The following is a 14188-nucleotide window of genomic DNA, read 5'->3' on the forward strand; positions in this document are numbered from 1 at the left end:
GAGGGAGATGATAACGCGACACGAAGTGGCCCTGCGCCTGGACATACCCCTCGAGATGGCCAAGCGCCACGACATTCCGTCGCGCATGGGGGAGGCCCAGTTCGCCAAGCTCGAGAGCGATCCGCCGGCCTGGCTGCTGCAGTCCCGCGCGAACCGCACCGGCAAGAAGCCGGTCTGGATTCAGCTCGAGTGCTCCATCTGCGGCGATACCGAGGCGGCACGCCCCAAGAAGTGGTGGCCGGAGTTCACCTATGTGAGCTGTTCGCACCACGGCGCCGACGAACTGCCCGAGGCGGAGTCGGGTCTCGGCCGCACCGAGTATGACGGTGTCGGCACCCACTTCATCGGCATCGTCGACGCCCCGCCGCAATAACGCGCCGCTAGCCTGCCTAGGGTTGGAGCATGACACTCGCACCGACATCCGCCCTGAAACCCGCACTGACCGCCATCATCAACGCCCGCGTCGTGCCCGTTCTCGGCGCTACGATCCCGAACGGCACCGTGCTCATTGAAGACGGTCGCATCGGCGCCATCGGCGCCGATCTCGCCGTTCCGGCCGGCGCGCACGTCATCGATGCGGCCGGCAAGTGGGTGCTGCCGGGCTTCATCGAAGCGCACGGGCACGTGGGCATCCATGAAGAGGCCAACGGATGGGCCGGCAACGACACCAACGAAATGACCGGCCCGAACATGGCCGCGGTACGCGCGATCGACGCCGTCAACATCGACGATGAGGGCTTTCGTGACGCCCTGTCCGGTGGCGTCACCACCGTCGTGGTCAAGCCGGGGTCGGGCAACCCGATCGGTGGCCAGTCCGTCGCGATCAAGAGCTGGGGCGGCCGCACCATCGACGAGCAGGTCATCAGTGAGTCCGTCAGTATCAAGAGCGCCCTCGGCGAGAACCCGAAGCGGGTCTACGGCGACAAGAAGCAGACGCCGAGCACGCGTCTCGGGGTGAGCCTGATCATCCGTCAGGCCTTCGTCGAGGCCCAGAACTACGTGCGGGCCCGCGACGCCGCCGAGGTGAAGGGTGAGCCCTTCACGCGGGACCTCGGCAAGGAAGCACTCGGCCGGGTGCTGTCCGGCGAACTGGCGTGGGACCAGCACGTGCACCGTCACGACGACATCGCCACCGCCATCCGCCTCGCCGAAGAGTTCGGCTATCGCCTCGTGATCAACCACGGCACCGAGGGCCACAAGATCGCCGACGTGCTCGCCGAGAAGAACATCCCGGTCATCTTCGGGCCGATGCTCACCGCCCGCACCAAGGTGGAACTGCGCGACCGCGCCATCGGCAACCTCGCCGTGCTGGCCGCCGCGGGCGTGCGGGTCGCCATCACGACCGATCACCCCGTCGTGCCGGTGAACTTTCTCGTGCACCAGGCATCCTTCGCCGTGAAGGAAGGCCTGCCGGTACAGACCGCCCTCGAGGCCCTGACCGTGAACCCGGCCGCCATTCTCGGGCTCGACTCCCGGGTCGGGTCGCTCACCGTGGGCCTCGACGCCGACGTCGTGATCTGGTCGGGCGACCCCCTCGACCTCGCCTCCCGCGCCGAGCTCGTGCTCATCGACGGTGTCGAGGTGTACCGCTACGCCGACGGCTTCGGCCGGGTCGTCGAGCGCGCCACCCGCCTCAGCGCCTGACCCCGGCCACTGGCACCATCTGCGCCCACTCGTGAGCGAGATACCCGCGGCGTGCGGCGAACACCCGGGCGACGGCCAACGCGCACGAAGCATGGAAGAATGGACAAACTATGTCACCCAGAGCCCTCAAGGCGCTTGAACCGGCCGCCACGGCCCCTGAGTTCATCCGCAACTTTTGCATCATTGCCCACATTGACCACGGCAAGTCGACCCTCGCCGACCGGATGCTGCAGATCACCGGCGTCGTCGACGACCGGGCCATGCGCGCCCAGTACCTCGACCGCATGGACATCGAGCGCGAGCGCGGCATCACGATCAAGAGCCAGGCCGTGCGCATGCCCTGGGAGATGGACGGCGTCACCTACGCCCTGAACATGATCGACACCCCCGGGCACGTCGACTTCACCTACGAGGTCTCCCGCAGCCTCGCTGCCTGTGAGGGCGCCATCCTGCTCGTCGACGCGGCCCAGGGGATCGAAGCGCAGACGCTCGCGAACCTCTACCTCGCCCTCGCGAACGACCTCACGATCATTCCGGTGCTCAACAAGATCGACCTGCCGGCCGCCGAACCCGACAAGTACGCGCGGGAGCTCGCCGACCTGATCGGCGGCAAGCCCGAAGACGTGCTGCGGGTGTCCGGCAAGACCGGCGCCGGCGTGGCCGAGCTGCTCGACCTCGCCACCCGCACCATCCCGGCCCCGGTCGGCGACCCGAACGCGCCGACCCGCGCCATGATCTTCGACTCGGTCTACGACAGCTATCGCGGCGTCGTCACCTACGTGCGCATGATCGACGGCACGCTGCACCCGCGCGAGAAGATCCAGATGATGTCGACCCGGGCCACCCACGAGGTGCTCGAGATCGGTGTCATCTCGCCCGAACCGACCATCAGCAAGGGCCTCAGCGTCGGCGAGGTCGGCTACCTGATCACCGGCGTGAAGGACGTGCGCCAGTCCAAGGTCGGCGACACCGTGACCACGGCCCTGCGCCCGGCGACGGATGCCCTCCCCGGCTACACGGAACCGCAGCCGATGGTCTTCTCCGGCCTCTACCCGATCGACGGCAGCGATTACCCCGCCCTGCGCGAAGCACTCGACAAGCTCAAGCTGTCGGATGCCTCCCTCGGGTACGAGCCCGAGACATCCGTCGCCCTCGGTTTCGGTTTTCGCTGCGGTTTTCTCGGCCTGCTGCACCTCGAGATCATCACCGAGCGCATCGACCGCGAATTCGGCATCGACCTCATCACGACGGCCCCGAGCGTGCCCTACGAGGTGACCACCGACGACAAGAAGACCGTCACGGTGACCAACCCGAGCGAGTTTCCGAACGGCAAGATCGCCCAGGTGATGGAACCGATCGTCAAGGCAGCCATTCTCGCGCCGAAGGACTATGTCGGCGTGATCATGGAACTCTGCCAGAGCCGCCGCGGCACCCTGCTGGGCATGGACTACCTCGGCGAGGACCGCGTCGAGATCCGTTACACGATGCCGCTCGGCGAGATCGTCTTCGACTTCTTCGACAACCTCAAGAGCCGCACCGCCGGCTACGGTTCGCTCGACTACGAACCCACCGGTTCGGCCGAGGCCGACCTCGTGAAGGTCGATATCCTGCTGCAGGGCGAACAGGTCGACGCGTTCAGCGCCATCGTGCACCGCGACAAGGCCTACGAGTATGGCGTGCTGATGACCGGCCGGCTGCGCAAGCTGATCCCGCGCCAGCAGTTCGACGTGCCGATCCAGGCCGCGATCGGCGCCCGCATCATCGCCCGCGAATCGATCAGCGCGATTCGCAAGGACGTGCTCGCCAAGTGCTACGGCGGCGACATCTCCCGCAAGCGCAAACTGCTCGAGAAGCAAAAAGAGGGCAAGAAGCGCATGAAAATGGTCGGCCGCGTCGAGGTGCCCCAGGAGGCCTTCATCGCCGCGCTGTCCGGCGACGAACCCCCGAAGAAAGAAAAGAAGTAGCCTCATGCGTCGCTCCACCTTCACCGAATCGGCCGTGACCTACGGCGCGATCGGGGGCACCCTCGCCCCCGACCTGATGACGTACCCGCCCAAGGGCTACCGTCCGATCGAGGTCGAAGTGCGCCTCGGCAGCGGCGACGAACGCTTTCAGGCCGCGACCAAGCTGCTCATGACGTGGGGCGTGCAGCGGGGGAGCGGCATGACCGTCACCGACCTCGGCACCGGCACCGGTGTGCAGTACACCGGGGTCGAGTTCGGCGCCGACGGGGCACCGAAGACGGATGCCCTCAAGACCGTCGCCGAGGACACCTTCGCCGACGACGGCACCCCCTACATCGTCAACGGCATGACCGCCGAGCTCAGCTTCCCGGTGGGGCCCCTCACCGTGAAGGCGCCCATACGGGTCGTGTATGTGATCGATGAGCCCACCCGCGTGGGCTTCGCCTACGGCACCATGGCGGGGCATCCGGAGAGCGGCGAAGAATCCTTCATCGTCGACAAGCGTGACGACGATTCGGTCTGGCTGTCGATCCGTGCCTTCTCGCGCCCGAGCACCTGGAAATACCGGCTGGTGTGGCCGTTCCTGCGCCTGCAGCAGAACCGCTTCACGAAGCGGTACCTCAAGGCCCTGCACCCCGTCGGGGCGCTCTAAAGCCGTGGCCGGTCCGCATCCCCTCGGCGACCCCGCCCCGCTCGACGGGCTGTTGCCGGCATCCGCCGCCGTCGACGCCGGAGACCGCGAGTTCAGCGTCTACCTGCACGTGCCCTTCTGCCGGGTGCGGTGCGGCTACTGCGACTTCAACACCTACACCGCGACCGAACTGCGCGGTGTGAAGCAGAGCGACTACGCGAGCCAGGCCGTGCTCGAGGTCGAGTCCGCCGGGCGCGTGCTCATCGAGTCCGGCGTTCCCGCCCGCCCGGTCTCGACCGTATTCTTCGGCGGCGGCACACCAACCCTGCTGCCGGTCGGGGACCTCACCCGCATGCTGCACGCCGTTCGTGACCAGTGGGGTTTCGTGCCCGGCGCCGAGATCACGACCGAGGCGAACCCGGACTCCGTCGACGCCGCCTACCTGCAGGGCCTTGCCGACGCCGGCTTCACCCGGGTGTCGTTCGGCATGCAGTCCGCCGTGCCGCGCGTGCTCGCGACCCTCGAGCGCACCCACGATCCCGAGCGGGTTCCGCTCGTCGTGCAGTGGGCCCGCGATGCCGGCCTCGACGTCAGCCTCGACCTGATCTACGGCACCCCGGGGGAGACCGTCGCCGACTGGCGCACCAGCCTCGAGTACGCCATCAATCAGGCCCCCGACCACATCAGCACCTATTCGCTCATCGTCGAAGAGGGCACCAAACTCGCCCGCCAGATTCGCCGCGGCGACGTGGCCGCGATCGACGACGACACCCAGGCCGAGTTCTACGAACTCGCCGACGAACTACTCGGCGCCGCCGGGTTCCACTGGTACGAGGTCAGCAACTGGGCGACGGATGTCTCCCACGAGTCCCGGCACAACCTCGCCTACTGGCGCAGTCACGACTGGTGGGGAGTGGGCCCGGGCGCGCACAGCCACGTCGGCGGTGTGCGCTGGTGGAACGCCAAGCACCCCGCGGCCTACGCCGAACGGGTGCTCGCCGGGCATTCCCCGGCGGTCGGCCGGGAAACCCTCGACGCCGAAACCCGCGAGGTGGAACGGGTGCTGCTGCTCAGCCGCATCCGCACCGGCATCCCGATCGCGTCGCTTACGGAGCACGGCCGGCACGAGATCGCCGGCCTGATCGCCGACGAACTCGTGAACGCGCGGGCCGCCATCCACGGCGACCTGGAGCTGACCCTGCGCGGCCGGCTGCTCGCCGACGCGGTCGTGCGCCGCATCCTGCCGGACTAGCGGCGGGTCCCACCTGTCGGGGTGCGGAGTGGCCGGGCTTGGACTAGCTCAGGGCCTGGACTAGCTCAGGAACTTGATGGTGAGCGGGTAGCTGTAGAACTGGCCGCGGTTGGCGGCGAGGGCGGCAATGATGCTGAAGATGATGTTGAGGATCCAGACGGCGAACAACACGATGAACCCGATGAAGATGGCGGTCAGGGCCGAGCCCACGACGGTGGCGATCAGCACGGTGATCTGAAAGTTCAGGGCCGTCATCGTGTGCGAGCGGATGAACGGGCCGCGGTCCTTGAGGACGAGGTAGCCGATCAGGGATGGCAGGAAGAGCCCGAAGACGCCGCCGACGTGGATGAGGGTCGCCCACATCTTTTCGTCGGACGGGTTCATCGGTGTCACCGGAGCTGCGCCGTACATCGGCGGCTGCGGGGGCATCGGCGGGGTCGGCGGGCCAGTGGGCGGGGGAGTCGTAGACATGCACCCAGAATAGCCGCCGCGCGTGCGCGGCGGCCGTCGCGGAGCATCCGCTTATCGGATGCCTATTTGATCAGGCGCAGCGCGAACGGGTAGCGATAGTTGCGGCCCTCTTTCGCGGCCAGGAAGCCCATCACCGAAAAGATGGCGCTGAGAATCCAGATGACCGTGAACAGCCAACTCAGCAGGCCGAATGTGACGACGGTGAGCACGGTCGCGGCGACGTAGCCGATCAGAACCGTGATCTGAAAGTTCAGCGCCTCTTTGCCCTCGGCGTCGGTGAACCGGCCGCGGTCCTTGAAGACGATCCAGATGATGAGGGCCGGCACGAAACCGAGCAGGCCGCCCAGGTGGGCGTAGGACCCCCACTCGATGTCCTTCGCGGGGGTCAGCCCGGCGGCGGCCGGTGCGGACGGATATTGCGGCTGGTACGGCGGCTGCGGCGGCCGACCAGACAGATTCGGGTCATTCGGGTTCTGTGCGTTCGGGTTCTGTGCGTTCGGGTTTTGGGCGTTCGAGTCGCTCATCAGGGTCCTTCCAGCGAATGGTGGACAAGCGTGTAGCGGGCTGAGGCCTGCAGACCTAACGGTACGCGCCGTGTTGGCGGGCGGCAATGGGTACATCCAGCCAGCCGCGATATGATTGGCACTCATTCATCGCGAGTGCCAGCGCGCCCGAACTCCTGCGCACCCGCATCATCCGCATCACCCGTAGCCAGCCTGAGGAGGCGATTGTCGTGGTATCCGATCGTGGCCTCGACGTTCTCCGTGTCATCGTGCAGGACTACGTCGCCTCCCGCGAACCCGTCGGGTCGAAGTCCATCGTCGATCGGCACGCCTTCGGGGTCTCCGCCGCGACGATCCGCAACGACATGGCACTGCTCGAAGAAGAAGAGCTCATCGCGGCCCCGCACACGTCCTCAGGTCGTATCCCGACCGACAAGGGCTACCGCGTCTTCGTCGACCACCTCGCCGACCTGCGCCCGCTGACGCCGGCCCAGCGCCAAGCCATCGAGACCTTCCTCGGGCACTCCGGCGACCTCGACGACGTGCTGGCCCGCAGCGTGCGCCTGCTCTCCCAGCTGACCCACCAGGTCGCCCTCGTGCAGTACCCGTCGCTGTCGCGGGCGAAGGTGCGCCACATCGAGTTCGTGCTGCTCGGAACCAGCGACGGCAGCGCCGAATCCACCGGGCCGGTGCAGACCCGCATCCTCTCGGTGCTGATCACCGATTCCGGCGGTGTCGAGCAGCGCGTGGTCGACCTCCCCGGTCGCATCGACGAAATCACGCTCGGCGAGCTGCGCGCCCGGTTCAACACCGCCGCGGTCGGCCTGAGCATGGGCGAAGCCGCCACTGCCCTGGCCGCCTTCGTCTGGATCGGCAGCCCCGAGCTGACGGATGCCGTGCACCTGATCACCGCGACGCTCGGCGAGCAGGTGGGCGCGAACCGGCAGGACAAACTGGTCATGGCCGGGGCCGCCAACCTGGTGCGCACCGAGGAAGACTTTCAGGGCAGCGTCTACCCGGTGCTCGAAGCCATCGAGGAGCAGGTGGTGCTGCTGCGCCTGTTCGGCGAAATGGCCACCGACCAGCGGGTGTCCGGCAGCCGCGGCGTGTCGGTGAGCATCGGGCGCGAGAATGCCCCGTTCGGCCTCGCCGAGACATCCGTTCTCTCCAGCGGCTACACCTCGCACGGCAACCTCGCCCGCCTCGGCGTGCTCGGCCCCACGCGCATGGACTATTCCAACAACATGGCCGCGGTTCGCGCCGTGGCCCGCTATCTTTCCCGCCTTCTGGGCGAGAACTAATCGACCGACACGACATCACCATCTATTCAAGGAGAGCCACCTTTGGCTGACCACTACGAAGTCCTCGGCGTGAGCCGGGAAGCCACCACCGACGAGATCAAGAAGGCGTACCGCCGCCTCGCGCGTCAGCTGCACCCCGACGTGAACCCCGGGGCGGATGCCTCGGAGAAATTCAAGCTCGTCACGCACGCCTACGATGTGCTCAGCGACGCCAAGCAGCGCCAGAAGTACGACCTGGGCCCGCAGGCTGGTTTTGACGGCGGCGGCGCCGGCAACTTCGGCAACTTCGGCGACATTTTCGAGACCTTCTTCGGTGGTGGCGGCGGCAGCACCCGCGGACCCCGGTCGCGACGGGAGCGCGGCCAGGACGCCCTCATTCGCGTCGAACTCGACCTCGACGAGATCATCTTCGGCACGCACCGCGACCTCGAGGTCGACACCGCGATCATGTGCGAGACCTGCTCGGGCACCTGCTGCCGCCCGGGAACCTCGCCGATCACCTGCGACATCTGCCACGGCACCGGCAGCATCCAGCGCGCCGTGCGTTCGCTGCTCGGCAACGTCATGACGTCGAGCCCCTGCGGCTCCTGCCGCGGCTACGGCACCATCATCGCCACGCCCTGCATGACCTGCCAGGGCCAGGGCCGCGTGCGCGCCCGCCGCACCGTTCCGGTCGACATCCCGGCCGGCGTCGACACCGGCCTGCGCCTGCAGATGCCCGGCAGCGGCGAGGTCGGCCCGGCCGGCGGCCCGAACGGCGACCTGTACCTCGAAATGAAGGTGCGCCACCACGACGTGTTCAGCCGCGACGGCGACGATCTGCTCTGCACCCTCGAGGTGCCGATGACGTCCGCCATTCTGGGCACCAGCGTCACGGTCGCCGCCCTCGACGGCGACATCGAGGTCGAGATCAAGGCCGGCGTGCAGAGCTCCGAGGTGCTCACCATCAAGGAACGCGGCGTGACCCGGCTGCGCGGTGCCGGCCGCGGCGACCTGCGCGTTGGCGTGCAGGTTGTCACCCCGACCCGCCTCGACCATAAGGAACGTGACCTGATCGAACAGTTCGCTTCCCGGCATGCGGCTCCGGCGCCGTCGCTCAGCCAGTTTCAGCAGGGCCTGTTCGCGAAGATCCGCGACCGGTTCCGCGGCTAGCCGCGTCGTCTACCGGGGACTTCAATGGCACACTTCTATCTCGACGCCGGCCTCACGCCGGAGGGCTGCCCGCCCGGCGCTCTGGTGACGCTCAGCGGACCGGACGCCCGGCACGCCGTCACGGTCAGCCGGGTGCACGCGGGGGAGCTGCTGCTGCTCGGTAACGGCTCCGGCCTGGTCCTCAGCGGAACCGTCGAGAGCGCCCAGGGGGCACAGGCCCCCGGGGGTGCGGTGTTGACGCTGCGCGTCGACACGGCGACCGTGACGCCGGCGGCGAGTCCGCGCATCCGCCTGGTGCAGGCCCTGGCCAAGGGCGACCGCGACGAAATGGCGGTGCAGGCCGCGACCGAGCTCGGCATCGACGGTATCGTGCCGTGGCTCGCCGGGCGCTCGGTGTCCCGCTGGGAAGGTGCCAAGGTTGCCAAGGGCCGCGAACGCTGGACCACCATCGTGCGCGAAGCGAGCAAGCAGTCGATTCGCCCCTGGCTGCCGACCGTGGCCGAATTGACCAGCACGAAGCAGCTCGCCGTGCTTGCCGGGCAGACGCGGATGCTGCTGCTCGAGCCGACCGCGACCCTGCGGCTGACCGAGGTGGCGGCATCCGCTGCCGCCGAGAATGCTGACGGCACCGTCGACAGCCGCGACATCGTGCTTGTCGTCGGGCCCGAGGGGGGCCTGTCACCGGCGGAGATCAGCACCCTCGAAGCCGCCGGCGCGACAGCGGTGCGGCTCGGGGACACCGTGCTGCGCACCTCGACCGCCGGTCCGGCAGCCCTCGCGGTGCTCAATGCCGCGCTGCACCGGTGGTAGCGCGACCGGTAGCCGGGCGCGCGGCGCGGCGGGTAGCGCGTCACGCCGCATCGCTCGCTTAAGATAGAGGTATGTCTTCTTCCGGTGCCGAACCGTCCATCTTCAGCCGCATCATCGACCGGCAGATCCCGGCCACCATCGTCGCCGAGACTGACCGGCTCATTGCGTTCGAGGACATCGCGCCCAAAGCGCCGGTACATGTCGTGATCACCACCAAGGATCCGCAGTACCGCAACGTCGTCGAACTGGCCGCCGGCGACCCCGCCCTGCTCGCCGACCTCGTCGGCCTCGCCCGCCAGATCGCCGCCGAGCGCACCAACGGGCAGTTCCGCCTCGTCTTCAACACCGGGGAAGCCGCGGGCCAAACCGTCTTCCACGTGCACGCCCACGTGCTCGGATCACCGACAGCGAGCGAAACGCTCGGGGAGGACTCGCTTGGTGCCCTCTAACCCGGCAACTCCCGGGTCGGCAGCGAACGACCCGACCGATCGAGCCGAGCCCGACGACCAGCTGCGCATCCTGATCGACGGTTCCATGGTCAGCCTGCTCGGGCCCTCAGACCGGTTCCTGCGCACGATCGAGAAGCAATACCCGTCGGTCAGCGTGCACGTGCGCGGCAACGAGATCACCCTCACCGGCAAGACCGTTGAGCGCGACGCCGTGCACCGTCTCATTGAGGAGCTGCAGCACACCGTCAGCGACGGCCACACCGTCGACGAAGAAGTCATCACCACGTCCGCGCGCATGCTGCACGCCGACAGCACGGTGAGTCCCTCCGACCTGCTGGGGCCGGCGATCCTCACGGTGCGGGGCAAGAGCATCCGCCCGAAAACCCTGGGCCAGAAAGAGTATTCCGACGCGATCGACGCGAACACCGTCGTGTTCGGGATCGGCCCGGCCGGCACCGGCAAGACCTATATCGCGATGGCCAAGGCGGTGCGCGCGCTGCAGAGCAAAGAGGTCGATCGCATCATCCTGACCCGCCCGGCCGTCGAGGCCGGCGAACGCCTCGGGTTTCTGCCGGGCAGCCTCACCGACAAGATCGATCCCTACCTGCGCCCCCTCTACGACGCCCTCGGCGAGATGCTCGAACCCGAACTGCTGCCCAAGCTGCTCGCCGCCGGCACCATCGAGGTCGCCCCGCTCGCCTACATGCGCGGCCGCACCCTCAACTCGTCATTCGTGGTGCTCGACGAGGCGCAGAACACCACGCCGGAGCAGATGAAGATGTTCCTGACCCGGCTCGGCTTCGGGTCCAAAATGGTCGTCACCGGCGATATCACCCAGATCGACCTGCCGGTCGGCACGAGCGGCCTCAAGCTCGTCGGCCGCGTGCTCGACGCGGTCGGCGACATCCACTTTTCCCACCTCTCGAGCGACGACGTCGTTCGCCATTCCCTCGTCGGCCGCATCGTCGACGCCTATACCGAGTACGACGCCAAGAAACAGGCCCTGCACCAGGAAGGGCTCGAGGCGCGTGAATTCGCGAACCGGGCCGCCCCACGCGCACCGAGTTCACGCGTTCGCCTTCCGAAACGGAGTTCCAGTTGAGCATCGAAATCAACAATGAGTCGGCCATCCCTGTCGACGAGGCCGCCATCCAACGGCTGGCGGCGTTCGCGCTCGACACCATGCACGTGCACGCCGACGCCGAACTGGCCATCGTGCTCGTCGACGAGGGCGCCATGGAGCAGCTGCACGTGCAGTGGATGGACGAACCCGGCCCCACCGACGTGCTCAGCTTTCCGATGGACGAACTGCGTCCCGGCACCGAGGAGCAGGAGACGCCTCCCGGGCTTCTCGGCGATATCGTGCTCTGCCCGCAGGTCGCCCAGGCCCAGGCGGAGACCGCCGGCCACAGCACCCTCGATGAGCTGTTGCTGCTCACCACCCACGGAATCCTGCACCTGCTCGGCTTCGACCACGCCGAACCGGCCGAAGAAAAAGAGATGTTCGGCATCCAGCGCGACATCCTTGTCGGCTTCAGCATGCAGGATCGACGCCGCGCCCAATGATCGTCGGGTGGTTCCTCACCGCGGCCATCCTGTTGGTGGGTTTCGCGGGTCTCATGGCGGCCGTCGACGCGTCGATCACCGCGCAGTCCCGCGCTGATATTGCCGAGCTGGCCGAGAACTCGCGCGCCAGTCGGTCCCTGCTGGCCATCGCCAACGACACCGGCGCTCACCTGAACGCGATCAACTTCATGCGCATCATCGCGGAGACCACCGCGGCGGTGCTCGTGACCCTGGTCTTCGCGACCACGATCGACGCGCTCTGGCTCGCGCTGCTGCTCTCAGCCCTGATCATGACGGCGGTATCGTTCGTGCTCGTCGGCGCGAGCCCCCGCAGTGTCGGCCGCGCAAATCCGGTCAACCTGCTGAAGCTCAACGCTCCGCTCGTTCACTTCGTACGCGTGCTGCTCGGCCCGGTCGCCAACGCCCTGGTCGCCCTCGGCAACCGCGTCACGCCCGGCCGCACCCGGCTCGCCACCTTCACCTCTGAGGACCAGCTGCTCAGCATGGTCGACGAGGCGACCGAACTCGACGTGATCGAAGAAGACGACCGCGAACTCATCCACTCGATCTTCGAGTTCAACGAAACCTTCGTGCGTGAGGTCATGGTGCCGCGCACCGACATGGTGACCATCGAAGCGGATGCCCTCCTCGGCGCCGCCATGGGCCTCTTCCTCAGCAAGGGCTACTCCCGGGTGCCCGTGCAGGGCGACGAGGTCGATGACGTGACCGGCATCCTCTACCTGCGCGACGTGGCCCGCCTCGTCTATGAGCGGCCGGCGAACGCCGAAACCCTGACCGTGGCCGACCTTGCCCGCCCGGCGGTCTTCGTTCCCGAATCGAAAAAGGCCGACGAGACCCTGCGCCAGATGCAGCTCGAGTCCAACCACCTCGCCATGGTCGTCGACGAGTACGGCGGAATCGCCGGGCTGGTCACCCTGGAAGACTTGATCGAGGAGCTCGTCGGCGACATCAGCGACGAGTACGACCGGGAGATCGTCGAGGTCGAAGACCTCGGCGACGGCCATTTTCGGGTCAGCGCCCGACTTCCGGTCGATGAGCTCGGCGAGCTCTTCGAGCTGGAGCTCGACGACGACGACGTGGATTCGGTCGGCGGGCTGCTGGCCAAGGTGCTCGGACGGCTGCCCGTCGCCGGGTCGGAGGCCGCTATCAGTGGCCTCGTCCTGGTCGCCGAACGCACCGAGGGCCGCCGCAAAAGAATCAGCACCGTTCTGGTGCACCGAGACGACGCGCTGATTGACGCGCAGACCGCATTCCTCGGAGTGACGGATGACGAAGGAGTAACACCAGATGAGCGCAACTGACCAGTACCGAGCCGGCTTTGTGTCGTTCGTGGGCCGCCCGAACGTGGGCAAGTCCACCCTGACCAACGCTCTCGTGGGGGAAAAGGTTGCGATCACGTCGTCGAAGCCTCAGACCACCCGCCGGGCGATTCGCGGCATCGTGCACCAGAAGAACGGCCAGCTGATCCTGGTGGACACCCCCGGCATCCACAAACCGCGCACCCTGCTGGGTGAGCGGTTGAACAGCCTCGTCACGGCGACCCTCGCCGGCGTCGACGTGATCGGCCTGTGCATCCCCGCCAACGAGCCCATCGGCCCGGGCGACAAGTTCATCAACGAGCAGCTGGATGCCTTCCCTCGCGCCAAGAAGGTCGCCATCGTCACGAAGATCGACGCGTCGTCGAAGACGAACGTGGCCAACCAACTGCTCGCGGTATCGCAGTTGCGCGACTGGGAAGCGATCGTTCCGATCTCGGCGACCAGTCGCATCCAGCTCGACACGCTCGCGACCGAGCTGATGCGCCTGGTTCCCACCTCGAACGCTCCGCTCTACCCCGCCGACACGATCACCGACGAGACGCTCGAGTCACGCATTTCGGAGTACATCCGTGAGGCCGCGCTCGAGGGCGTCACCGACGAACTGCCGCACTCGATCGCGGTCACGATCGACGACATCATCGAGCGTGACGACCAGGAACTGGTCGAGGTCTACGCGAACCTGTTCGTGGAGCGCGACAGCCAGAAGGGCATCATCATCGGCAAGTCGGGCAGCCGCCTGAAAGACGTCGGCAGCCGTGCGCGCAAGCAGATCGAGCCGCTCGTTGGCAAGCGGGTGTTTCTCTCGCTGCGGGTCAAGGTCGCCAAGGAATGGCAGCGCGACCCGAAGCAGCTCGGCCGCCTCGGCTTCTAGCCCGCCCCAGGGCCGACCTGCAGCCTGAGGGCTGGCCTACGAGGTTTCGACCAGCGCGCTCTGCGCGCAGGCCCAACCAGCGGGGCGAGGTTCCGCTGGTTGAGCAGGGCGCGCATGCTGTTGGCGCGCCCGTGTCGAAACCACGGCGAGCCGACGTACGGTCTGGGGGTCGGCTCGCCCGGTTTCGACCAGCGCGCTTCGCGCGCAGGCCCAACCAGCGGAATTCCCCATCCG

At 67.5% G+C, this 14188-nt stretch carries 15 protein-coding genes; 13 read left to right on the forward strand and 2 right to left on the reverse strand.

Translation table 11 applies throughout. The annotated features are described in order from the left end of the window. The first annotated feature begins 7 nt into the window (after positions 1-7). The 5 genes from D6T64_RS15695 (at position 8) to hemW (ending at position 5491) form a co-directional block, all read left to right on the forward strand. Entirely contained in the window at positions 8-373 is a 366-nt protein-coding gene (locus tag D6T64_RS15695; protein ID WP_119975624.1) for a hypothetical protein, read from the forward strand. A gap of 29 nt (positions 374-402) precedes the next feature. Continuing rightward, positions 403-1644 carry an amidohydrolase gene (locus D6T64_RS15700; RefSeq protein ID WP_119975625.1) on the forward strand — a complete coding sequence of 414 codons (1242 nt, stop codon included), beginning with the start codon at positions 403-405 and terminating at the stop codon, positions 1642-1644. A gap of 110 nt (positions 1645-1754) precedes the next feature. After that, positions 1755-3608, forward strand: a complete 1854-nt coding sequence (gene lepA, locus D6T64_RS15705) for a translation elongation factor 4 (protein ID WP_119975626.1) — start codon at positions 1755-1757, stop codon at positions 3606-3608. 4 nt (positions 3609-3612) lie between these two features. After that, positions 3613-4260 (forward strand): DUF1990 family protein, encoded by a 648-nt coding sequence (locus D6T64_RS15710; RefSeq protein ID WP_119975627.1) that lies wholly within the window; start codon positions 3613-3615, stop codon positions 4258-4260. Between the two features lie 4 nt (positions 4261-4264). Beyond that, entirely contained in the window at positions 4265-5491 is a 1227-nt protein-coding gene (gene hemW, locus D6T64_RS15715; protein WP_119975628.1) for a radical SAM family heme chaperone HemW, read from the forward strand. A gap of 60 nt (positions 5492-5551) precedes the next feature. On the opposite strand, the gene D6T64_RS15720 is transcribed toward hemW, so the two are convergent. After that, positions 5552-5962, reverse strand: coding sequence for a DUF4870 domain-containing protein (locus tag D6T64_RS15720; RefSeq protein ID WP_325049805.1), 411 nt, complete (start codon positions 5960-5962; stop codon positions 5552-5554). Positions 5963-6024: 62 nt separating this feature from the next. Continuing rightward, the gene (locus D6T64_RS15725; RefSeq protein WP_119975630.1) at positions 6025-6486 is read right to left on the reverse strand and encodes a DUF4870 domain-containing protein; all 462 of its coding nucleotides are present in this window, start codon (positions 6484-6486) and stop codon (positions 6025-6027) included. A gap of 209 nt (positions 6487-6695) precedes the next feature. Here D6T64_RS15725 and hrcA point away from each other — a divergent pair, with 209 nt between their 5' ends. The 8 genes from hrcA (at position 6696) to era (ending at position 13954) form a co-directional block, all read left to right on the forward strand. Further along, positions 6696-7766, forward strand: coding sequence for a heat-inducible transcriptional repressor HrcA (gene hrcA, locus D6T64_RS15730; protein WP_119975691.1), 1071 nt, complete (start codon positions 6696-6698; stop codon positions 7764-7766). A 42-nt stretch (positions 7767-7808) separates the two neighbouring features. Beyond that, positions 7809-8918 (forward strand): molecular chaperone DnaJ, encoded by a 1110-nt coding sequence (dnaJ, locus tag D6T64_RS15735; protein ID WP_119975631.1) that lies wholly within the window; start codon positions 7809-7811, stop codon positions 8916-8918. A 24-nt stretch (positions 8919-8942) separates the two neighbouring features. Further along, complete coding sequence (locus D6T64_RS15740; protein WP_119975632.1) at positions 8943-9728, forward strand: 16S rRNA (uracil(1498)-N(3))-methyltransferase; 786 nt, start codon at positions 8943-8945, stop codon at positions 9726-9728. A gap of 71 nt (positions 9729-9799) precedes the next feature. Next, entirely contained in the window at positions 9800-10177 is a 378-nt protein-coding gene (locus tag D6T64_RS15745) for an HIT domain-containing protein (RefSeq protein ID WP_119975633.1), read from the forward strand. Then, positions 10167-11279 (forward strand): PhoH family protein, encoded by a 1113-nt coding sequence (locus tag D6T64_RS15750; protein WP_377011570.1) that lies wholly within the window; start codon positions 10167-10169, stop codon positions 11277-11279. Before D6T64_RS15745 ends, D6T64_RS15750 begins: the two co-directional genes overlap by 11 nt. Beyond that, positions 11276-11743, forward strand: coding sequence for an rRNA maturation RNase YbeY (gene ybeY, locus D6T64_RS15755; RefSeq protein ID WP_119975634.1), 468 nt, complete (start codon positions 11276-11278; stop codon positions 11741-11743). The genes D6T64_RS15750 and ybeY overlap by 4 nt, the downstream gene beginning before the upstream one ends. Then, complete coding sequence (locus D6T64_RS15760) at positions 11740-13065, forward strand: hemolysin family protein (protein WP_119975635.1); 1326 nt, start codon at positions 11740-11742, stop codon at positions 13063-13065. The genes ybeY and D6T64_RS15760 overlap by 4 nt, the downstream gene beginning before the upstream one ends. Beyond that, the gene (gene era / locus D6T64_RS15765) at positions 13052-13954 is read left to right on the forward strand and encodes a GTPase Era (RefSeq protein ID WP_119975636.1); all 903 of its coding nucleotides are present in this window, start codon (positions 13052-13054) and stop codon (positions 13952-13954) included. The genes D6T64_RS15760 and era overlap by 14 nt, the downstream gene beginning before the upstream one ends. The last annotated feature ends 234 nt before the right edge of the window (positions 13955-14188 follow it).

It is taken from the genome of Cryobacterium melibiosiphilum, from assembly GCF_003602235.1.
Lineage (GTDB): Bacteria > Actinomycetota > Actinomycetes > Actinomycetales > Microbacteriaceae > Cryobacterium > Cryobacterium melibiosiphilum.